The sequence below is a fragment of the Vibrio sp. 10N.222.54.A3 genome, assembly GCF_041474095.1.
In the GTDB taxonomy this organism is placed as follows: domain Bacteria; phylum Pseudomonadota; class Gammaproteobacteria; order Enterobacterales; family Vibrionaceae; genus Vibrio; species Vibrio crassostreae_C.
Window position 1 is genome coordinate 1 of sequence record NZ_JBFRTN010000155.1, and the last position, 21,802, is coordinate 21,802.

Here is a 21,802-nt window from a genome sequence, read left to right on the forward strand (position 1 = left end):
TCAACACCCAACGTTGTGGCTGCCGAGTGGCATACCCAAACAATGGGTGGTCGATTGCAGACAAGTGGGATACGGTCAGGCTGCGTTGAGCTATTTGGCGCGCTATCTCTATCGCGGTGTGCTGCCTGATGAAGACATCATCAGTATCACAGATGATACTGTCACCTTCCGCTATAAAGAGAGTCAGACCAATGCATGGCGAACGCGCACCTTGCCCATTCTGAAGTTTTTGCTGCTCATTTTGCAACACGTGCTGCCCAAAGGGTTGCAGAGAGTACGAGACTACGGATTTTTACGTGGTCAAGCTCACGCCTTAAGAGCCCGCATTCAACTGCTGTTATTGAACTTGGTCTATATGATGCCGCCGCTAACGGCACCGATAAGGAGCAAAGCGATAAGAATCTGCCCTTGCTGTGAGCATGAGATGGCGTGTGTTGGAGTGAGCCGACCCATGTAGCCGAAAGGCATTTGATAATAAGGAGAATGGCATTGACGAAATCAAAGGAGATGTGACGACGAAAGAAACGAAAAATAGCTAACTGGTTGATAAGATTGCTATCGCAACCTTATCTTGACCCCGCTCGCCTTGAGAAAAGCCTCAAAGCGATGTGCCCTTCAAGTTCAATCGTACAATTTACTTAACAAAGTGGCTTCGGGCTTGTTCAACACTCGGGATTTAGTGTTGGCTGCGCAACACCTTAATCCTTATTTGTTATATGTTTTACTTACTAATATGCCAAGCCATTACACCACTAGCAATAAGTAAAAATATACCAATCAATCCGACATTAACTGCAAAACTTACTTTATTCGTTTCGTCTTGAAAGTCATTGGTTCGGGACACAAGTTCACGATGAATCATTAACGATAAAAAGTCTTGATTAGCTGGATTGTTACCATCAAATGTAATGCCAGCCAATACAACAAGTAAAACCCCGGCATATGCAATGTAGTCAACCAAGTCTATTGTGGATAGGTAATCAAAAAAATTGCGAGAAATTAGCAGAGCTACCGAGATCACAACAAGATAAGCTAAAATCCCTTTGAGAAAACCCTTCATTGAAACTCCCTGTACATATAACAGCTATCAAACAGAAAAATTCTGCACTTAACTCCAGAATAATTTTGTCTAGCTTCTAAGATAGATAAGTAATATACAACTAAGCCATTGCATAACAATGACTTATGTCACAGCTAATTTCAGGCGTGTGAAAAGTCGCTTACTTTAATTCATCGGGAATGCGACGATCTTTGTGGTAATACTCTCGGTCGCGTTCGTTGATTTCGCGTACCACTTTGCATGGGTTGCCGACTGCGACGACATTGGCTGGGATGTCTTTGGTGACGATGCTCCCTGCCCCTATTACTGAGTTTTCACCAATAGTGACACCGGGAAGTACGACGGTGTGTGCGCCAAGCCATACGTTGTTGCCAATACGAACGGGGATATTGAACTGCGCTGCTTTTAGCCTGAGTTCTGGGCTGATGGGATGTGTGCCAGTGGCGATGGTCACGTTAGGCGCAATCATCACGTTGTCGCCGATGAATACGTCTGTGTCGTCGACCAGAGTTAAATTGAAGTTCACGTATACGTTGTTGCCTAGGTGCGTGTGACGCCCCCAGTTCGCATGTAGTGGTGGTTCAATGTAGCAGCCCTCACCGACTTCGGCGAACAACTGCTTCATGATCTGTTGTCGTTTATTACCTTCGCTCGGGCGAGTGTGGTTGAAATCGTATAGCACTTCTAAGCATTGAGTTTGCTCAACAACCAAATCAACGTCGTCACAGTAGTAAACGTCTTGGCTGTGCATTTTAGCCTTTATATCCATGTTTGAACCTATTTGATCATTGCCTTATGTCGGCATAAATAAAGAAACAGATGGATAATTTGAAGTTTTCACTGGCCTTAATGCAAGTTGGATCAATTAACGCGGCCTGATGTTTTCAGCCACACGCCACAGCACACCACTTGGGTCAGTGATACAAAACTCAAGCATTCCCCAAGGCTGTTCAACAACCTCGGAAACGGTAACTTCAAATTCCGACACTACATTAGAGTTTTGGATGTGTTGATACCAACTTTTTACGTCTTCAACCAGCAAGTGCATCATGTAATTGTGACAGTGCGCAGGTTCATAAAAGTTTTGCAGAAGGAACGCACAACCGCCGTGTCGCAGATAGGCGATGTCGTGAAATTCAGACATCAGCTCGAAACCGATTGACTGGTAAAAACGCTTGGATAAAACGAAGTCTTTCGCGGGTACAAAAGACTTAGTTTCTGAGACTTTTAGGTTTTCCATCCTATATCCTTATAGTATTGATGTTCTGGTGCTGACACGCTTAACGCTTTAAGTGGTTACGGCGTTTATTCAGAGCTCTTATTCAGAGTCTTGCTAAAATGAGTCAACTTCGGCTTTAGTTAGATAACGCCACTGGCCTGCTTCAACATCCAAACGAACGTCACCAATCTGTTCACGGTGTAGGCCAACAACTCGATTCCCGACCGCAGCAAACATTCGTTTTACTTGATGAAACTTACCTTCTGTAATGGTCAACAGCACTTCTTTATTGGTAATCACTTCGAGTTCTGCCGGACGCGTCAGATTTTGTTCGCCCTGCAATTTAACGCCCGCTTTAAACTTATCAGCGACATCGTCTTTGATATCTCGTGACAATGTCACGCGATACACCTTCTTACACGACTTGGTTGGCAGAGTGATGTTGAATGACCATCGCCCATCATCGGTAATCAAGACTAAGCCTGTGGTGTCAGCATCTAAGCGCCCTGCAATGTGCAGTTCTGATGCTTTGTCTATCTCGATGTAGTTGAACAATGAAGGATAAACTTCGTCGATGTTAGAGCAGATAGTACCCGCAAGCTTGTGCATCAGGAGGTAACGAAATTCACGCAATTTAAGCGGCATGCCATTTAATAAGATGGCGTTGGTTTCATGAACCTGAGTCGATTCATCGGTGACTGTTTCACTGTTTACGTTCACCTCGCCATTATGGATGCGTTCAATCGCTTCAGGCTTGGTTAGGTCAGTGCTTTTACATAGGTATTTATCAAGGCGCATTAATCGTCGGCACCACATTTAGCACAAGGCTTGTAAGTTCGTTCACCTTGCTCGATAACCACATAGTCACCAACGCACTTGTCACATAAAGCGAGCTTTGGGTAAGCCTCTTTTTGTTTCTTTGCGTTAATGTTGCCTTCGGTGGTGTATACGGTTCTCATCTTGATGCCTTTGTTTGAATAACGTGAGAGGCGCAAATTGTATCACTGTTTACAGCTTTGATTGGAGTGGTGGTGCATAGATAAATTGATTTTAAGTACCGCTATTCCAAGTTCCCGCCCGTAACGGCTTAACCATGAACAACAAAATCAACGTGCCACGCCTATCAGTGGTAAAATGATAAAAGCTCACCAACTTATGAAGTCGATAATGAAAGATTGTAATCAATGCGGAAAATGCTGTATCAAATACGGAGATGGCGACCTTGCCGCGACTCAAGAAGAGATCGATTTGTGGGAGTTGTTCAACCCAGACATCTTTGAATATGTTCGAGGAAGCGAGATCTGGTTCGACCCTGAATCTGGCGAACGTTTAACTCGCTGCCCTTTTCTGGAGCTGGTTCCGACGAAAGACACCAAGGCTCAAGCCAAGTACACATGTAGCATTTACTTAGACCGACCAGAAGATTGCCGACACTACCCAAGCCTAATTAATGAGATGGTACGAGATGAGTGTGAAATGATTGAGGTGGTGGATTTACAAGACACGAAGAAAGCTCAAAGGAAACTCGACCTGTTGATGAAAGACAGCCGCCCTTCAAGCTATTCGTAAGCGATGATCTTTTGAAGATCAATCTTCAGTATTATCTAGTAGCCGCTAAAACCTTAAGCCAAATACTGGTTCGCTTCTAACCAATCAAGCGCAACCAGTGCCGCCAATGAGCATACCGCTCTGTCGTTGCCATCCACAAACTTAAGCTCTTCAATTTCGGCATCCGGAGACAGTTCGCCAGTATAATCAGCAAGATAGCAAGTCAATTGCACCGATACGCCTTCCGCTTTGCCATCAGCTTGGCCTGTAAACGTCTCGACGTATTTGATGGAGTCAGGCACTAAATCACCTGAGATCTCTTCTTTGATTTCGCGAACCAGTGCTTGCTCATCACTTTCGCCAGCTTCACGCTTACCACCCGGTAGATAGAACAGTTCTTTGCCTTGTGATCTGACCATCAACAGCTTGCCGTCTTTGATGAATATCCAAGCCAGCTTATCAATTACCTTATGCATGTCGTTAGACCTTATTTCTGTTTTAGTTCTCGTTCTTACTGAATCAAGCCACACCATTAGTCGCGACCAAACAAAGCCTGGGTATGTTACACGCTGGAAGGAATATACTCTATTGAATCGAATAGGAAATATCATCGCCAAAACGAAAAATGACAGCGTTCGAGACAATGCTCATCAACTGTCATTGGCGATGTTTACGAACTGCTCTCTAGCTGCCCGCGAATAGTATCAATCGACTAGCCACTTAAGCGCAGAGTCATGGTCTTCGAATGACTTAATCTCACCGGACACAAACCAACTGCCGACTTTTGATGCCATTTCTTGCCAGCTTTTATCACCATATATCGCGATTTTGTCTATCTTCGAATTGAGCTCTAATCCAAGTTTAAAATCGTCCCAAGCAGCACGTAACTCCCAACCCGTTAAGGTGGAGATGTCGACCAGCATCTTGAGTTCAGATGAATCGAGTTCTTCTAGCGTGGTATTTAGAATTGGCATCATTGCTTGATAGTCATCGTGTGTAAGCTTGCCTTTCGCTTTAAACACAACGATGGTTTCACCGCTAACACGTTCAATTCCAACCGATATTCCATGACGTTCGATACTCATAACCTAGCCCTCATAGTAGAAACTAAAGTTAGCTTAGAGGATTAAACAGCAAAGAGATGAGAGGTTTACGTCAAAACGGACAAGCGCTTTATCTGAACTTAATATCAGAGAGTTAATCGCACTACTCCAACAGTTCGCTTAGGGATTGAACTTGTACGATATTCGGATGCTCTGACTTAAGATCAACTCCTTCCGTATTCAACCACACCGCTTGCAAACCCGCTTCAAGTGCTGGGTAAATGTCTTTCTCTAGAGTGTCGCCTACCATGGTGATCTCTTGTGGTGAAACACCGAGCTTAGAAATAATGGCAGGATAGAACCCCGACTCGAACTTAGAAAAGCCAATGCTCGCCTTACAAAAGTAACCCAAGATATATTGAGACAGGCCAACACGCTCAAAGGCTCGAATGATGTCGTCTTTACTGGAATCACCAGCATTGGTAGCAACATAAACTAGATGAGTTTTCGACAACTCCCCCAGTAATGCACGAGCACCACTCACTTCTTGTACGGTTTCCCAGTCACACATCTTCCCTTGTGCGTCTGGCAAATCGACCATCAGCGTATTGCCCCAGTCGAATAAGACTATTTCTGTTAATTCGATTAGCTTTGTCATCTTGCCTCCTGCATACGATGAATTATCTAATGTTTAAGCGAGCCTATAAAAACTTCTCGGACGGTTAGGCTCATTATGGACAACCTTGTTACTGTTTATGGAGCACGATCTTCTAAACACAAAATACCCTTTATTGATAAACCACTTTGAAACGCTCCAACATAAGTAACATGTCTTCACTTGGTGAGATCTTGAGCTCTTCACATTCACGAGAGAAGAAGTTCCAGTGAGCTTCTTTCCACCATTCGAGTGTTTTGTCACCCTCGCCTTCGGCAGCAGCAAACTCCGCCGTCACTTCGTTATATTTGCACTGTGAGACTGAAGTGATCTCTACAATGCAAACTGGCTTGCCATCCCAGTCAGTGACGACTTGCAAGTGACCAACTACTGGTCTCGTCTCGCCTTCATGGCTGTACCAATATTCAAGGCTGCAAGACGCTTGTTTTTCACCCTTGAGAATTAACTGGGCGCAGAGGTTGGCGTTGTATTCATCAGCACAGTAATAGTCGGCACTAAAAGAGGTGTATTGCGAAGCAACGTCTGCTGGTAATGTGTTGAGGTAGCTATCAAGATAAGCTTTGCTTCTTTCTTCCATGATCTTTCCAAATTCAATATCAGGTTGAGCCGATAAACACTTATAGATTAAGCATCTGGCTGCATTGGGAGTAACCTATCAAGTCAGGTTATAGCTGTAAACCGAGTGAATATCAAAATGTGGGCTGAGAAAGAAGAATATAGGTAGGATTTCGAGGCCAGTACAAGGAGATCCAAAAAGTGAAAGAAGAACCAAAAGCACCTTTAGTCGGTGCTTTTGGCTCTTAGTATCTCGTTACTAATAGCTCGTAACTGACGGGGTATTAACGGTTCAAGAAGTCGACCGCTTTGTCTGGGAAGTCGGTAAACACACCATCAACTTTGACTTGGTTGTAGAAGACATCCAACATGCCATCAAAGTTATCAGCATAAGCTGGGATTCTTCCTGGGTCAGCACGGAACGTGTACAGGTGAACATCTAAGCCCGCGTCTTTTGCTGACTTCATTAACGGTTTAATAATGATGTTATCTTTGGTCGATGCATCGTCCACCAACATTGGCTTCCAAGGGCCTATTCCTTCCGCATAAGACGCCACTTTTTCCATGCCACCAGCTTCAAACATCCAGTCGTAACTGTACGGCGTTGCTTTGTCACCTTGGTAGGTCATGGTTTCATTCCAATCTGTATAGGCCATCAACTGAACGAGCTTAAGATCCATTTCCATCACTGGCATGAGCTCATCGTTAATGCGTTGAAGTTCATTGGCGTCAAAACACTGCAAATACACTTTGTCGTCTTTCGATAGGTAACCATATTGATGCAAGGTCGCAAGTACCGCTTTGGAGATGTCTTTGCCTTCGTGACGATGGAACCAAGGTGCTTTAATTTCAGGATAGATGCCCACGTCATAACCTAAGGTCTTATTTAGGCCTTGGATCAGCTCGATTTCTTCTGCAAAGGTAGCGACACGGAAATCAGACTGCCACATTGGGAAGCGCGTTGGGTACCCTGCCACTCTGTTGCCTTGTTCATCTAACTTAAAGCCTTCGGTCACCTTTAATGATTTGATCTCAGCGAGCGTAAAATCAATCGCGTAGTAACGGCCATCTGAACGAGCACGTGTTGGAAAGCGATCCGCGACATCGGTGACTCGGTCTAGATAATGATCATGCAAAACCACCAATTGGTCGTCTTTGGTCATCACGACATCTTGTTCGATGTAGTCGGGTTTCATTGCATAAGCGAGCGCTTTAGCGGGTAATGTGTGTTCAGGTAAATAACCAGAAGCACCGCGATGCGCAATCACTAAAGGATCTGCTAATGCATTTGCAGATAAGCTTAGTGCTAATAAGGTGAGAGACAGTGACGTTGTTTTCATTATTGTTTCCCTTGATAAAACAGAAGCAGGATATACCTGCCTCTGTTGTTATTTATAGATGTGATTCAGTAAATACACTACTGAGCTAACGCTTCTTTCTCTCGTTCGAGATCTTTTTGTTTATGGTGCGCACGCTCACCTAAGAAGGCGTACAGCAGACAGATGATTGAAGCTACACAAGCGCCGACCAAAATAATGAAGCCGCCATCCCAGCCGTAATGGTCAACCATAAAGCCGAGTATTGCGTTCGCAGCAACCGCGCCACCTAAGTAACCAAACAAACCTGTTAGACCAGCCGCTGTACCTGCAGCTTTCTTAGGTGCAAGTTCCAGTGCATACAAACCGATCAGCATTACAGGACCATAGATAAGGAAACCAATCGCAACCAGTGCCAGCATATCAACCGTTGGGTTACCTGCTGGATTCAGCCAATATACCAACACAGCGACTGTCACTAGAACCATGAACAAGATACCTGCAGGTGCACGTCGGCCTTTGAATAACTTATCTGAAATCCAACCACACAATAAGGTGCCAGGGATACCTGCCCACTCATACAAGAAGTAAGCCCAAGATGATTTATCTACAGAGAAGTCTTTTGCTTCTTTTAAGTAAACTGGAGCCCAATCGAGTACGCCATAGCGGATAAGGTAAACAAACGCATTGGCAATAGCGATTGACCACAACAGTTTGTTAGAGAAAACGTACTTAAAGAAGATCTCTTTCGCCGTCATTTCTTTCTCATGAGACGTATCGTAGTCGTCTGGGTAATCGTCTTTATGTTCTTCAATCGGTGGTAAGCCGCAAGATTGAGGTGTATCTCTTACAGTAAACCAAACAAAGACAGCAACGAGAGTGGCAAAAAATGCAGGAACATAAAAAGCGGTTCGCCAATCGTCGTTAAAAGCCCACAGCCCCAACAAGAACATTGGGCCAATCAAACCGCCACCCACGTTGTGAGCAACGTTCCATACTGACACTATCTCACCACGTTCTTTTCGTGACCACCAGTGGACCATGGTTCGTCCACAAGCTGGCCAACCCATACCTTGGAACCAACCATTCAAGAACAGCAGGATAAACATCGCAGTGATGCTGCCTGTTGCCCAAGGCATAAAGCCAAAGCAGAACATCACCAGTGCCGACATTAACAAGCCACCGCTGAGGAAGTAACGAGGGTTAGAACGGTCAGAAACACTGCCCATTAAGAACTTAGATAAGCCGTAAGCGATAGATACCGCCGCTAATGCAACCCCTAGTTCTCCACGGCTAAAACCTTGTTCAATGAGATAAGGCATCGCCAAACTAAAGTTTTTACGGACTAAGTAGTACCCCGCATAGCCAACGAAGATGCCAAGAAACAGCTGCCATCGTAGTCGTGTGTAGGTGCTATCGATCTTATCTGATGACAAGCGATCGATATGCGCCATAGGTTTGAATATTCCAAACATAGGAACCTCATAATTATTGGGCGAAGGAAGATTTTAAATGCTCGAACGAAAAAATTTAGCGCTCATTCGAAATCAAGGGAATTGTATGTGCTTCAGGATTAATTTCTGTGATAGAGGTAGTTATTAACAAAAAATAACTTTAAATACAGCATATTAGTTTCATTTAATTAGACTGCGCTTCATATTTTTGTTTGTATCTGTTTAATTAAACATCAGAACTTTCGAGTACGAATAAATCCAAAAAGATCGAGCGAACATAAATCAACCAACAACAACTTTGTTATTACTGCGAATGCATAGTGAATAACAACAATTTTGGTTGAATCTGTGGAGTTATGAAGGTGGTTTGGGCTATTGGTTAAAGAAGTTCGCTAAAATCAATGCAAACAAAAAGGGTCTAGATTTCTCTAGACCCTTTTAGGTAATAACGCTTGGTGGCTTGATGTTGGCTAATTAAGCAAACATTAGCTAATTACTCGAAGTATTAGCTAGCCACACGACGTGACTATGCGTCGATGTAAAAAGCTTCTACAGTGCCTTTTAGAGTAATAAGCATTGGCTGACCAAAACGATCTAGCGCTTTTGGAGAAGGGATCTTAACCCAACCTTCGCTGATGCAGTATTCTTCAACATCAGTACGCTCTTTACCATTTAGACGAATGCCGATTGGGTATTCGAAACACTCAGCAACGTGGTGTGGGCTGCGTGGGTTGCCTGCAAGATGATCTGGTAAAGCTGGTCTTGAATTAGTATCGCTCATGTTCATTACCTGTATGTACGTAAATAAAAAAAGTGCGTCATTCTAGTCAATATAGGCTTTGTGCTCAACAACTGCTGCAATAAATCGTCTTGATCGTTTTAATCAACAGCTAGTTGTTTGATTTAAAGGCGATATCGGCATGAGTTTCAACGAAAATTTAACAGGTTTATGCATTATGGATGAAAGGGAGAAATTCATTACTCGAACGGCAGATAAACTAATATCAGGCTTTTATTCCGAGCTTATCGATTAAGCTCAATACTCATCACTTTATGGTTCGGTTCTGATTCGATATTTACGATTGACCAACCTAGCCCTTGGTAGAGACCCATGATATTGGTGTACGCGTAGAGTTGAGTTTGCACTGCAGAAGAAACCTGTCTGACACCACGATTAATCAGTTCACTGGCAATGCCTTGACCGCGCCATTGAGGGTCGACAAACACAGCGTTGATCCACACTACATCACGAACTTGGTGAGGTTCTTGAAAATAGGAATACGCCAAGCCACCAATGACCACATTATCGCGAAGTACTGTTATTACTGGAGGGAGTTGTACGTTTTCTTTATATGTATCTTTAAACTTGAAATCAGACCATTCACTTTGAAATAAGCCCTCTAACTCATGCCAATAAGGTGAGTTTTCATCGCAATTTCTAAAGATTACTTTCTGCATTTTTCCGTCCTTTTAAAGAGAGTAATTCGGCTATCCTAGCCTTGTTTAATCTAAGTGTAGGTAAAGCTACTCTTCTTCGTCGTAATCGTCTGCTGGGTCTTGATTAATTTCTTCGCCGCATCCTATGCATTCACCTTGCAGATCCGTAGGCATCACAATAATCAAACCACAATGAGGGCAAAGATCGCCTTGTTGAAACATCCTGTATTCCTTCTACTTAATGGCTATTGCTTAGGATATTTTTGCTTACTCGCTTCTAGCCAGTCGTGAATCACTTGGCGAGCGGATTCCGACGGAGGTGCATTTCGTTTTCCGCAGATTTGGTCTATTTCAAAAGGAAATGCTTTGCTCGGGACGCGGCGTAAACCTATGGTTAAACGCTGAGGCTTGAGCATGCGGAACACCACATAACGATCGCTCATGATTCGGTTGTGATACACGCCAATACAGTGCTTCTGCTCGATGCCTTCGTGTTCAAGGTCGTAATAATCCGTGAGCGGATGAATGTTGTCATTGCCAAGTAAAGGAACGGGATAAGGGATGTCTTTATCCATTGGGCAGTTACCCTCCAAACGACGTAATTGGCGTTGCTCCGTCCAGCGGTCATGGAGTTGTTCAAACATCGCAAAAGAGTTCTGACTGGTAATCGCGCGCAGTGGATCATCCATCTCCAAATCTTGCCCTAGCAATATCGCATCTTGGAACATCGCCATCTTCGACGGTGCGTTAAGTCTGCCCTCTTCCACCATTGCAATCCCTAATCGGCTGCCAGTTAGAAATGGATGAACTTGGTCCAAACGCAGGGCTGTGTATCCAACTTTTGAGTAATGCTTAAACTTAAGGACTCGTCTTTGCAGCGGTTCGAGAATACGAACAATGTGGTCGAGTTCATCACCAACATTGTAATGAAGCTCTAGCTTGTCGATGAATTTGAGTGTCGCCTTGCTGCCGTCTAAGCCCAACTTGGTAAGGTTCTTCTTCTGCCCTAAGCGACTTAGTGCCAGTGCTTTCTTGTTGTCGACACTGTATTTCATGCAGATCAAAGCCAAAATAACAGGCCTTAATTCAAGCAATTGCGCGGCTTCATAAGTATTCGCAGCAAGCCACAACATCTGGTATTGGTATTCTGGAAAGTCGTCGGTGATTTCACGATAACGCGCAGGTAATGAATTTAGCCAACGACCATTCACGTCAAACTGTTCAACAAGGTTGAGGCTCAGCCCAATGCCTCCATCAAGCGGTCGTCTACCATCTTCAAACACATGAAAGCCGACGAGCTTTTGAGACCAGTCTCGGATCTCAATATCGTAGTCGAAACCTAATGTTCGAGTGGGAATGGTTAGTAGTGCTGTCATTGATGCCTCTTCGTTATTGGCGCATTGAACTATCAAGCCTATCTAACAGCATAAGCTAGCGCTTCAACCACTATATCAACCTTTTGTAAATTTCTTATCAATCAAAGCGATATAAATACGATAGTGCTTAGAAGAACATTGAATGATGATTTTACGGAATATGAGATCTCTTCGATATCATTTGCGTCAACAGAAACTATGCTTGTTACATAACTCACAACAAGAGGCTTTAATTATGGATTACCGACATATTCTGGTCGCACTTGAACTGTCTGACGACACCAAGATTCTCATTGATAGAGCGACCTTCTTCGCTGATAAACTGGAGGCTGGCATTTCATTTGTTTATATCGATGGTACGCATGGAGAAATTTATCCAGAGCTCGTTGATATTCAGGGAAATGACGGTGATTTACCCATCAATGAAGATGCCGTTAAGCATTTGAAAGAGTTTGAAGCCTACGCCAAACACCCAATCAAGCACATTTTCGTGGGAACGGGTGATTTGAACGATAAGCTCAAAAATGCCATCGAAGCAAACGGCGTTGACCTATTGCTGTGCGGCCATCACCATGATTTTTGGCATAAGCTCATCTCCCATTCTAAACTGATCATCGATACTTCCCCTATCGATATTCTCGTTGTTCCTATGGAATAGAAGCTCCAGTTCGACACTCAAAAATAACCGGCTTTGCCAACCTCTATCGGTATTATTGGTTGGCTTGATATCCTCTTCAACACACTCATCCTGACCGAAATCTCCTATTTCCCACTTAGAGTAATCATTTGTGATCTTGTCAGCCTATCAACTCGTAAGCGTCTAATAATTAACAAATCACGTCATTTCGATTTGAATCAACGTACTGAAATGTACGACCCAGACCATGCCTTCATCAATCAATGGACAGGCGGTAACGCAGTCACAACAAGCCTCACAAACCAGGACGCATTATGAAATTTAAAACGGTACGACTTGTATTAGGTGACCAACTCAACATTGAGCATTCATGGTTTCGACAGGTTAACGATGACGTTATTTACATCATTGCTGAGCTAAAACAAGAAACAGATTATGTTGCCTCTCACGTTCAAAAAGTGGCCGCGTTTTTCTGTGCGATGGGTTACTTCGCTAACGAACTCAAAGAACAAGGTCATCAAGTACTCCACCTTACTCTTGACGACACAACGCAATTTGAAAACCTAGACACACTTCTAAAGCACTATGTACACGAATTCGGCGCAGAGAAATTCGAATATCAAAGGCCAGATGAATATCGCCTTTTAGAGCAGATGAACAAGCTCAAGCTCACCAATGCGACCAAAGGTTGTTGTGATACAGAACACTTCCTCTTTCCATTCGAAGAGATCGAACAACAGTTTCCGAAAGACAAACACATCATGATGGAGCACTTCTATCGCCGAATGAGAAAGCGTTTCGACATTTTGTTAGAAGACGGAAAGCCCGTTGGCGGCAAATGGAATTACGACGCGAACAATCGAAAGAAACTCAAGAAACAAGACATCGAAAACCTGCCTCAGCCGCTAATGTTTACCAATGACATAACCGACATTTTGCAGCGTATCGAGCACCACCAAGTGCAAACTATTGGTCAAGTCGGTAACCAGTTACTATGGCCGGTGAACCGCGCACAAAGCTTGTCTCTACTCGCTCATTTCTGCCAAGTCTGCTTGCCGTTATTTGGGCAGTTTCAAGATGCGATGACGACAGAGCACGACTCTAAATGGAGCTTGTATCATAGCCGTATATCGTTCTCGCTGAACAGTAAACTGCTGAGCCCTAAAGAAGTGATTGATGCAGCACTGTCGGCCTACCAAGCATCCTGTCTTCGAGACAGCTCACCAGATAAGCCAAGCATCGATATTGCACAGGTCGAAGGATTTGTACGCCAAATACTGGGGTGGCGAGAGTACATACGCGCCGTCTATTGGGCAAACATGCCTGCTTACGCCAACAAAAACCATTACTCAGCACATAATAACCTGCCCCATTACTTTTGGGACGGAAAAACCAAGATGAACTGCATGAAGCATGCGATTGACCAGTCTCTTGAGTTTGCTTACGCGCACCACATCCAAAGGTTAATGATCACTGGCAACTTCTGTTTAATCACGGGTATAGACCCTGACCAAGTCGATAGTTGGTACCTCGGTATTTACGTCGACGCGATTGAGTGGGTTGAAATGCCAAATACGCGAGGTATGGCACTTTTTGCGGATGGCGGGATCGTAGGAACCAAACCATACTCTGCCAGCGGTTCCTATATCAACCGCATGAGTGACTACTGCAAAGGCTGTCACTACAAGATAAAAGAACGCAGCGGCGAGCAATCTTGCCCTTTCAATAGCTTGTATTGGCGCTTTATGGACCAGCACCGCGATGCGTTAAACCGCAACCCACGTATGGGAATGTTATATCGCTCTTGGGACAACATGGACGAGCAATCACAACAAGCGATTCTCGATACTGCTGAACAACGAATCACAAACTTGGAGAACTTATAATGGTGGAGCAACTCAGATTACACATATTGGTGGTCGGTGGGAGCGGCGGTATTGGTTTCGCTGTGGTTAAACACCTATTATCTGAGCTCTCTCGGTTTGATTTTCTTGATGTGCATGTAGACGCGACTTACCACTCTCAACAGCCGGAACTAGAAAACAATCGCTTGACCTGGCACAAAGTCGACGCGACCAATGAAGCTGATATCAAGCGTTTGAGTTCTGAGTTTGAACAACTTGATTGGTTGATCAACTGCGTGGGTATGCTCCACACTCCAGATCTTGGACCGGAGAAAAACTTGTCGTCCATCGACCCTGATTTTTTCCTCAAAAACATCTCTGTGAATACCCTACCGAGCTTATTATTGGCAAAGCACTTCACGCCGATTCTTAGAGCGAGTGACAATCCAAAATTTGCTGTGGTATCCGCAAAAGTAGGTAGTATTTCAGACAACAGATTAGGCGGTTGGTATAGCTACCGCTCATCGAAAGCAGCCCTAAATATGTTCATCAAAACCATGTCGGTCGAATGGCAACGCACCATTAAGAAAGGCACCGTGTTGGCTCTGCACCCGGGCACGACAGACACAGCTCTGTCGAAGCCTTTTCAGACCAATGTCCTTGAAGGTCAGTTGTTTGAGTCAAGCTATGTCGCCCATCAGTTGGTCGATATTATTCGCACTGCCACACCGGATAACAGTGGGCACTTCTACGCTTACGATGGTGAACAGTTAAATTGGTAGTTGATACGAGTGTCCGTCTTTCATTAGTGCTAAAAAAGAAAACCCAACAGAGTTGAAGCTCCATTGGGTTTTTATTTAGAAAGAACGCCTCTGTTTTAAAAGGCGTTTGGTTGATATCTAGCTAAAGATCAAAACTGACCATCACGATTATTCAGCCCAATTGAACTTAGTATCGTCAACACCTTCTTTCTCTTCTTTAGCTCGCTCGCGTCGATGTTGTTCTTCAATTCGCGCAGCGTCTATCTCTTGCATGATGGCTTCGATATCAGCCAAGTCGTCGGTTTCCGTAAACTCACCCGTCAGTTTGCTGTCTGGCTTCAAGTCGCCTTTCTCGTACAGCGCCCACATTTCCTTGGCATACTCGGTTTTTGCCAGTTCAGGAGCAAACTGAGCGTAATAGTCACGGATGTTATTGATGTCACGAGCCAGCATCCACTCAGCGTTGTTGTTAGCCGAAGCGTCGACAGCTTGTGGTAGATCGATAATCACAGGGCCGTATTCATCAACCAATACGTTAAACTCAGACAAGTCACCATGGATCAAACCAACGCAAAGCATTTTAACCACGTAAGTCATCATCACCGCATGATCTTCAATCGCTTGTTCTGGTGGCATTACAACATCGTTCAATCTTGGAGCCACATAACCGTCATCATCAGTGACTAGCTCCATAAGCAGCACGCCATCAAAACAGCCATAAGGCACAGGCACACGTACGCCCGCTTCAGCCAGTTTATACAAGGCATCCACTTCAGCGTTTTGCCACACTTTCTCTTGTTGTTCACGACCAAAACCAGAGCCTTTTTCCATCGCTCTGGCACGGCGGCTATTACGTACTTTTCGGCCTTCACGATACGCCGTTGCTTTTTTAAAGCTGCGCTGGCTTATTTCCTTATATACCTTGGCACAACGGATCGTATCGCCGCAGCGCACTATGTACACTGACGCTTCTTTGCCACTCATTAATTGGCTTGTCACCTCGTCGACTAAACCATCGTCAACTAAGGGCTGTATTCTTTTAGGTATCTTCATGCCGCCTTTATACATTAGTTGTCTTACAGATAGAAATATTAACTTAAGAAATGAATGACGAAACTATTAACGTGTTCTAAAAACGAACAGAAATTACGCCAAAGTTGTCTTATGACGACGGCAACGTTCAGAACAGTAAATCACGTCATCCCAACAGCGCTGCCACTTTTTACGCCATGAGAAAGGCTTTTGGCAAATAGGACATGTCTTAGTTGGTAAATGAGTCTTCTTGTGCATGGCCGCTTCCTTTTCGATGAGTCCACTTCTCGCGTCTACTAGAGATTCTCTATTACGCTCGATTCTCGCTTCATAGAATGACGAAGGTAATACGACCAACCCCAGATTCCCTATTACGTTCGTACCTCACTTTAGGGAATGACGAAGGTAAAACCAACAAACCTAGAGTCCCTACTACGTTCGTAGCTCACTTTAGAAAATGAAGAAAGTAATACCAACAAGCCCAGACTCCCTATTACGCTCGTGCCTCGCTTTAGGGAATGACGGCTGCCTTTTATTCGATCCTGACATTAAGGGATGACGGCGAAGTGATTCATGACAACTTCCGACTCCGTCATCCTCGAGAAGGAGGAACGACTGAGTCGGGGATCTGCTTAATCCAGCCCTGTTTCTATTTCTGCGCTGTGAATATGACTAGAAGCTAAGCAACAACCTTGTACTGCTTCTCCATCTCACTCACACCTAAGCCAGAGTGTTTTGTCACTTTAAGCTGAACGGGCACTCGCTCTTTCAGTGCTTCAACGTGGCTAATGACACCGATCATCTTGCCTGATGCATTCAAGTTATCTAACGCGTTAAGGGCAATGTCCAATGTGTCACTATCCAACGTGCCGAAACCTTCATCTAAGAACAGAGAATCAATACTGGTTTTGTAGCTCACAAGATCAGAAAGCGCTAATGCCAACGCCAAGCTCACCAAGAAGCTTTCGCCACCTGATAACGTCTTGGTATCACGCATCACATCGCCCTGCCATGTGTCGAGCACTTGCAGTTCTAAACCATCGTCGGCTTTGCGTTTAAGCTCGTAACGACCATGCAAACGCTGTAGCTGCTTGTTCGCAAGGTACACCAAGTTTTCCAACGTTAAACCTTGGGCAAACTTACGGAATTTATCGCCGTTCTTAGAGCCGATAAGTGAGTTCAGACGTGAAATATCATCAAACTCGACTTGTTGCTCGTCGATCTGCTTGAACAGATCTTGCTGATTACTGCGGTTCTGGCTATCCGTTTCAAGATTGGCAGAAATTGCACCGATCTTTGTCGCATGGCTTTGCTGTGCGTTTTGACACTCAGTAGTCGCTTCTTCAACTTGCTGTTGGTCTTGCTCTTGCCATGCTTTCGCATTTTCGTGATTTAGTAGATCCACTTGTGTCGCTTTGGCGGCGTTCAACCTAGCTTGCGCACTGACAATCGCTTCGTCTAAAGACTTCTTCAGGCTTTGAAGTTGAGTTCTAACCTCTTCATCTAACAACGCTGCTTCAAAATTAGCCTCATCTTCGAACGGGCTGGTTTTCAGCGCTTCTAACCAAGCATTCGACGCTTGTGTGTAGCTCGATTGCTTACTGACTAACTCGTCCGAGAAACCAGTGTGTTTGGTTTGCTCGGTTCGATGTTCAAGTTCGCTGCGGTTAAGCACTAACTGCGCGGCATCAAATGCATTTACTGCTTCAGTGACTCTTTGCTTCATCGCATTGCTGGTGGCTTGAATGTCTTTGTCACCAAACAACTCTGTTCTTTCAGCCGTTACACGAGTGAGTTCTGACACTAAAGACTCACTCTGTTGCGTCAGTGTCGCGAGCTCTTTCTCAACACTGCTTAGCTTGTCGTCTAACGTTTTCAATTCGGCATTTTGAGTAATCAGTTGCTTCTCAATATCGGCCTGTTGCTGTTTGGTTTGCTGCCATGTGCTTGATGCTTGCGATTTCGCAGTAAACCAATCATCGATATGCTCAAGTTCAGGTGCTTCGATAGAAGTTTGAACAATGCTCTCTTTCAAAGCGTTCCATTGCTGGCCTTTCGCTTGAGCTATTTGAGTCACTTGCTCGTTTGCGACTTGGTTTTGCTTATTCAAATCAGCTAAGCGTTGCTCGGCCAACTCGAGATTAGACTGCGCCTTGTCAGCCATAACACTTACAGACAGGCGTTGTTTCTCAGCTTCAGCGTAATGCGCTTTAGCATCACCCAACGCTTTGAGTTGCTGCGCGCTCTGACTTAGTTGAAGTTCACACTGCTGAGCAAAGGTCTGGACTGTAGCTTCATTGCCTAAATCGTTAATCGTTAGCAGTGCCAGTTCAGGAGCCGTGCCAACGAAATCCGATAAGCTCTGTTGAAGCTTGCCGACAACGCCTTGCCAATTCAGCTGAGCTTGTTGAATATCCGCTTGCGCACGTTGAATGTCATCGTTCAACGCTGCAATCATAGGGGCAAGAGAATCTAACTGCTGACGATGCTCTTGGCCTTCTTTTTTGATAGCCGTTAGCTCTAGGTTTTCTCTATCTTTTTGAGCAACCAAATTTGCAATATCTTGAGACTGTTCAATCGCATGGTCTGTTGAACCACACAGTGGGCATTCAGACCCAGATTCTAGAGCTGCACGATATTTTGCTAATTCACCTTCTTGATCAATCAATCGCGTTAATCGCTCAAGCGAAGTCTCTTTCTCTTTATATCGCTCCACCAACACTTCACGCTCTTTCGAAAGCTTGTCGACCAACTGGGTGTTGGTTTGATGTGCCTGTGTTTTCACGTGCAGCTGTTGTTGGGCATTTAGAAAACCACGGTTGATCTCGAGTAATGAGTGCGTATTGCGATTCCAAAACTCCAACAGATCTTTTTGCGAATTCAACACTTGCTCGCTAGTGTTGCCTTGCAAGGCTTCCCACTGTTGCTTTGCACTACTCTCGAGAACAACCAATTCAGCTAAAGTTTTATCTTGCGTTGCTTTAGCATCTTGCGCAGATTTGATGATCGTTTGCTGAGCATCAACCGCAGACAAAGCTTGCTTCGCTGAGTTCAACTGTTCTGAATGCTGACGCTCTAGAGTACGAACTTGCTCGACCTTTGCTTGCCACTGACCTAGGTATTTTTCCAGATGTTGGTCAGCTTGATGGGTATTTAGATACTCAGTGCTGAGTTGATCTTGTTGCTTCAGTGCATCTGTTTTTTGGACTAAAACAACCTGTTGATTGCGCTGCTGCGTATGTTGCTCGTTAAGCGTATTCGCTGCATTAACGGCCGCAGTTTGTTTATCTTTGAGTACGACGATTTGGTTATCTAGCGGACGCACCAGATCGATGATCTTCTCTTGATCTTGTTGCTCGGTTTTTACCTGTTCGACAATCGCACTGCTTTGCGTCAGTTTAGTTTGCGCGTCTTGCTTTTCTGCATCACGAACGGCAAGTAACTTGGTGCTGTTATCTAGGTGAGCTTGAGTAGTGTTCACCTCTTGTTCGCAACGCCTTAAATCTTTGTGCATTGGGCGCAGCTTTTCAGCCGGCTCACTGTTTGCCAAGCGCTCTAATGAAGGTTGGTTACGGCCTAGTTCATCTTGAGCGGTTTTAAGATCGCGCTCACTGGTCGCAATAGTTCGCTCAGCTTTGGTCACGTCTTTCCACCAGCTTAGATGCGCTTGCCACTCTTTTAATTGCTCGGCTAAACGCTTCTGCTCGGCTTCTAGCGTTTCTCGCTCTGCGGTTAGCGCTTGGATTTGCTCTTCAGACAGTAAGATCACACCTTCTGCTTTCGCTTTAAGGTGATTAAGCGACTCTTCACTCGACTTAAAATGATCGTAGATACGCTCTGAAATCAAGCTATAGACTTCTGTGCCTGTTAACTCTTCCAATAACTCTGCACGGTCGTTAGCATTGGCATTTAAGAATGCCGCAAACTCCCCCTGAGACAACATGATCGATTTAGTGAAGCGTGAGAAATCGAGACCTGTTACCTGCTCCACCAACTTGGTTTTCTTGGTCAGCATGGTCTCTAAGACTTTGTCGGTGTCCGCATCCGCAAATTCGCACGTTGGCGTTTGCAATGCGCCATCGTGTTTTCCACGCGCTCGCTTTTGGTGGAAGTTCGAGCGGTAAGTTTTGCCCTGTACTTCAAATTCCAGTTCAGCGAAACACTCACCCGTACCACGCGTCATTAATTCGTTGTTGCCTTTAGCGATACTTTTCAAACGCGGTGTGCGGTGGAACAGTGCCAAACAAATCGCATCAAGAATGGTGGTTTTACCCGCACCTGTTGGGCCAGTAATCGCGAACAGGCCATTTTCCGCAAACGGTGATTGGGTAAAATCGAGCTTCCAACGCCCTTTCAAAGAGTTCAGGTTTTCAAATTCTAGGCTTAAAATCTTCATACTGGTTACTCTTCTACTTTGTTTGGCGCTTGAGCGCTCTCAGACACTTCAACCATCACTTGTTTAAACTTCACTGTCATTCGCTCTAAACGCGCTTTTTCAGAATCCGTTTCAAACTCTTCTAAGGCAATACGCTTGCTAAACACGTCCATCGGGCTCAGTTCAGATAAGGTTTCTGCCGACTCTTGCTCTAATGCTTGATTGCGACGCTCTCTTGCGCGGCGCAGTTGAAGTACTTCCACATTCAAACCTTCGGTCAGTGCGCGCATGCGCTCTTGTAGATCCGACAAGTAATCTTGCGCTTGCACTTCTATCGATAACCACACGCTTTGGTCGCTATCTAAACCTATGTATTGGTTCAGCTGAGATTCGATCTCGCTCAAGTCGCCTTTGATTTCAGCTAGAGGTTGGAATGTAGGAACAGGCAATTGAGAAATGGTGCGCTCACCTTCAACAAACTCAACAACACACACTTGTTTCTGAGACTTAAGTTCATCAAAGCTCAGTGGGATTGGAGAGCCTGAATAACGAATGTATTCACGCTTTGCCACCACTTGTGGGCGATGGATATGACCAAGTGCGATATAGTCTGCGTCTGGGAAGCCATCAGCGGCGAAACCATCAAGGTTGCCGACATAGATATCACGCACAGAATCCGATTGTTGGACACCCATCGCAGTTAAGTGGCCGGTAGCGATGATCGGCATGTGCTCGCTGTTTGCAAACGTCGCGCGCTTAGCAACCGCCGCATCATAAACACTTTGATAATGCTGTTTGATTGCATCGCCGAGTTGCTTCTGACGCTCAACGCCAGTGACACCCGCCTGGCTCATCAACACATCGCGAGGGCGAATAAAAGGAATGGCACAAACCAGCGCTTCTACATCGCTGTTCTTGCCTTTTAGTTCGACAACCTGAGTCGCATGATCTTCATTGGTATTAGGAATCACGTCTGCGCCCATGTATTTGAGCAGCTGTTGTGTCTCTTTAAGCACAGAGACTGAATCGTGATTTCCACCTAATAACACCAATTGGCAGCCGATCTTGTTCGAATCGACCACAAACTTGTTATACATCTCACGAGCGTAACTCGGCGGTGTGCTGGTATCGAAAATGTCGCCAGCAACAATGATCGCGTCGATGTCGTGCTCTGTAACTTGCTCAAGTAACCATTGTAAAAACCGTTCATGTTCATTCTTACGGCTTTTATTGTAGAAGTTTTGGCCAAGGTGCCAATCGGACGTGTGAAGAATCTTCATTGCTGCTCACTGGAAGTCGGTAATACCTTTAATCTACCAAAATAGTCGAGATAATTCCCTTTTATAAGCTTGTGAAAACCAACTAATTTCAGGCTTTGGACCAACTCCGCCCATAGCGTGACCAATCGTTATTTTTGACATAAAAAAACCGCTCAACGTTAGAGCGGTTTTAGGTGTCCATAGCTTTAG

At 44.7% G+C, this 21,802-nt stretch carries 24 protein-coding genes; 5 read left to right on the forward strand and 19 right to left on the reverse strand.

All coding sequences use genetic code 11. From position 1 onward, the window contains the following. A partial coding sequence (locus AB4507_RS22195) for a transposase (protein WP_372183409.1) occupies positions 1-457 on the forward strand: 457 nt, incomplete at its 5' end. Positions 458-721: 264 nt separating this feature from the next. Here the strand turns inward: AB4507_RS22195 and AB4507_RS22200 are convergent. The 5 genes from AB4507_RS22200 to AB4507_RS22220 form a co-directional block, all read right to left on the reverse strand. Then, positions 722-1,060, reverse strand: coding sequence for a hypothetical protein (locus AB4507_RS22200; RefSeq protein ID WP_017090233.1), 339 nt, complete (start codon positions 1,058-1,060; stop codon positions 722-724). Positions 1,061-1,220: 160 nt separating this feature from the next. Next, entirely contained in the window at positions 1,221-1,829 is a 609-nt protein-coding gene (locus AB4507_RS22205) for a sugar O-acetyltransferase (RefSeq protein WP_102398444.1), read from the reverse strand. 96 nt (positions 1,830-1,925) lie between these two features. Further along, positions 1,926-2,300, reverse strand: a complete 375-nt coding sequence (locus tag AB4507_RS22210; protein ID WP_372183411.1) for a VOC family protein — start codon at positions 2,298-2,300, stop codon at positions 1,926-1,928. A 93-nt stretch (positions 2,301-2,393) separates the two neighbouring features. Further along, entirely contained in the window at positions 2,394-3,077 is a 684-nt protein-coding gene (locus tag AB4507_RS22215; protein WP_372183412.1) for a pseudouridine synthase, read from the reverse strand. After that, a complete protein-coding gene (locus AB4507_RS22220; protein WP_017059212.1) occupies positions 3,077-3,238 on the reverse strand; it encodes a hypothetical protein in 162 nt (53 codons plus the stop codon). Before AB4507_RS22220 ends, AB4507_RS22215 begins: the two co-directional genes overlap by 1 nt. A 208-nt stretch (positions 3,239-3,446) precedes the next feature. Between AB4507_RS22220 and AB4507_RS22225 the strand changes: the two genes are divergently transcribed. Then, on the forward strand, positions 3,447-3,848 hold the full coding sequence (locus AB4507_RS22225) for a YkgJ family cysteine cluster protein (RefSeq protein ID WP_017065706.1): 402 nt from the start codon (positions 3,447-3,449) through the stop codon (positions 3,846-3,848). A gap of 53 nt (positions 3,849-3,901) precedes the next feature. Here AB4507_RS22225 and AB4507_RS22230 read toward each other — a convergent pair whose 3' ends face one another. The 10 genes from AB4507_RS22230 to AB4507_RS22275 form a co-directional block, all read right to left on the reverse strand. Beyond that, positions 3,902-4,303 carry an NUDIX domain-containing protein gene (locus AB4507_RS22230; protein WP_372183414.1) on the reverse strand — a complete coding sequence of 134 codons (402 nt, stop codon included), beginning with the start codon at positions 4,301-4,303 and terminating at the stop codon, positions 3,902-3,904. A 228-nt stretch (positions 4,304-4,531) separates the two neighbouring features. After that, positions 4,532-4,912 (reverse strand): STAS/SEC14 domain-containing protein, encoded by a 381-nt coding sequence (locus AB4507_RS22235; RefSeq protein ID WP_017070707.1) that lies wholly within the window; start codon positions 4,910-4,912, stop codon positions 4,532-4,534. Positions 4,913-5,033: 121 nt separating this feature from the next. Further along, positions 5,034-5,528 carry an HAD family hydrolase gene (locus AB4507_RS22240; protein ID WP_102398441.1) on the reverse strand — a complete coding sequence of 165 codons (495 nt, stop codon included), beginning with the start codon at positions 5,526-5,528 and terminating at the stop codon, positions 5,034-5,036. Between the two features lie 130 nt (positions 5,529-5,658). Further along, positions 5,659-6,123: an ASCH domain-containing protein gene (locus AB4507_RS22245; protein WP_017059207.1), complete on the reverse strand. Its 465-nt coding sequence runs from the start codon at positions 6,121-6,123 to the stop codon at positions 5,659-5,661. A 262-nt stretch (positions 6,124-6,385) separates the two neighbouring features. Next, the gene (gene glpQ, locus AB4507_RS22250; protein WP_372183415.1) at positions 6,386-7,441 is read right to left on the reverse strand and encodes a glycerophosphodiester phosphodiesterase; all 1,056 of its coding nucleotides are present in this window, start codon (positions 7,439-7,441) and stop codon (positions 6,386-6,388) included. A 77-nt stretch (positions 7,442-7,518) separates the two neighbouring features. Next, positions 7,519-8,892 (reverse strand): glycerol-3-phosphate transporter, encoded by a 1,374-nt coding sequence (glpT, locus tag AB4507_RS22255; RefSeq protein WP_029235560.1) that lies wholly within the window; start codon positions 8,890-8,892, stop codon positions 7,519-7,521. Between the two features lie 505 nt (positions 8,893-9,397). Next, positions 9,398-9,652, reverse strand: a complete 255-nt coding sequence (locus tag AB4507_RS22260; protein WP_017059204.1) for a DUF3297 family protein — start codon at positions 9,650-9,652, stop codon at positions 9,398-9,400. Positions 9,653-9,894: 242 nt separating this feature from the next. Further along, positions 9,895-10,329 carry a GNAT family N-acetyltransferase gene (locus tag AB4507_RS22265; RefSeq protein WP_017059203.1) on the reverse strand — a complete coding sequence of 145 codons (435 nt, stop codon included), beginning with the start codon at positions 10,327-10,329 and terminating at the stop codon, positions 9,895-9,897. A 66-nt stretch (positions 10,330-10,395) separates the two neighbouring features. Next, positions 10,396-10,530 (reverse strand): hypothetical protein, encoded by a 135-nt coding sequence (locus AB4507_RS22270; protein ID WP_372129096.1) that lies wholly within the window; start codon positions 10,528-10,530, stop codon positions 10,396-10,398. Between the two features lie 23 nt (positions 10,531-10,553). Next, positions 10,554-11,684: a PcfJ domain-containing protein gene (locus AB4507_RS22275; RefSeq protein ID WP_372183416.1), complete on the reverse strand. Its 1,131-nt coding sequence runs from the start codon at positions 11,682-11,684 to the stop codon at positions 10,554-10,556. Between the two features lie 235 nt (positions 11,685-11,919). On the opposite strand from AB4507_RS22275, the gene AB4507_RS22280 reads away from it, so the two are divergent. The 3 genes from AB4507_RS22280 (at position 11,920) to AB4507_RS22290 (ending at position 14,947) form a co-directional block, all read left to right on the forward strand. Beyond that, positions 11,920-12,342, forward strand: coding sequence for a universal stress protein (locus tag AB4507_RS22280; protein ID WP_372183418.1), 423 nt, complete (start codon positions 11,920-11,922; stop codon positions 12,340-12,342). A gap of 293 nt (positions 12,343-12,635) precedes the next feature. After that, on the forward strand, positions 12,636-14,207 hold the full coding sequence (locus AB4507_RS22285) for a cryptochrome/photolyase family protein (RefSeq protein WP_372183420.1): 1,572 nt from the start codon (positions 12,636-12,638) through the stop codon (positions 14,205-14,207). Further along, complete coding sequence (locus AB4507_RS22290; protein WP_372183422.1) at positions 14,207-14,947, forward strand: SDR family oxidoreductase; 741 nt, start codon at positions 14,207-14,209, stop codon at positions 14,945-14,947. The genes AB4507_RS22285 and AB4507_RS22290 overlap by 1 nt, the downstream gene beginning before the upstream one ends. 147 nt (positions 14,948-15,094) lie before the next feature. On the opposite strand, the gene AB4507_RS22295 is transcribed toward AB4507_RS22290, so the two are convergent. The 4 genes from AB4507_RS22295 to sbcD all read right to left on the reverse strand — a co-directional run bounded on the left by AB4507_RS22295 (position 15,095) and on the right by sbcD (position 21,613). Continuing rightward, positions 15,095-15,979 (reverse strand): PA4780 family RIO1-like protein kinase, encoded by an 885-nt coding sequence (locus AB4507_RS22295; protein WP_102571028.1) that lies wholly within the window; start codon positions 15,977-15,979, stop codon positions 15,095-15,097. A gap of 93 nt (positions 15,980-16,072) precedes the next feature. Continuing rightward, positions 16,073-16,216 (reverse strand): DUF2256 domain-containing protein, encoded by a 144-nt coding sequence (locus AB4507_RS22300; RefSeq protein WP_372183423.1) that lies wholly within the window; start codon positions 16,214-16,216, stop codon positions 16,073-16,075. 421 nt (positions 16,217-16,637) lie between these two features. After that, a complete protein-coding gene (locus AB4507_RS22305; protein WP_372183425.1) occupies positions 16,638-20,354 on the reverse strand; it encodes an AAA family ATPase in 3,717 nt (1,238 codons plus the stop codon). A gap of 5 nt (positions 20,355-20,359) precedes the next feature. Then, entirely contained in the window at positions 20,360-21,613 is a 1,254-nt protein-coding gene (gene sbcD / locus AB4507_RS22310) for an exonuclease subunit SbcD (RefSeq protein ID WP_102393693.1), read from the reverse strand. Positions 21,614-21,802 lie beyond the last annotated feature (189 nt).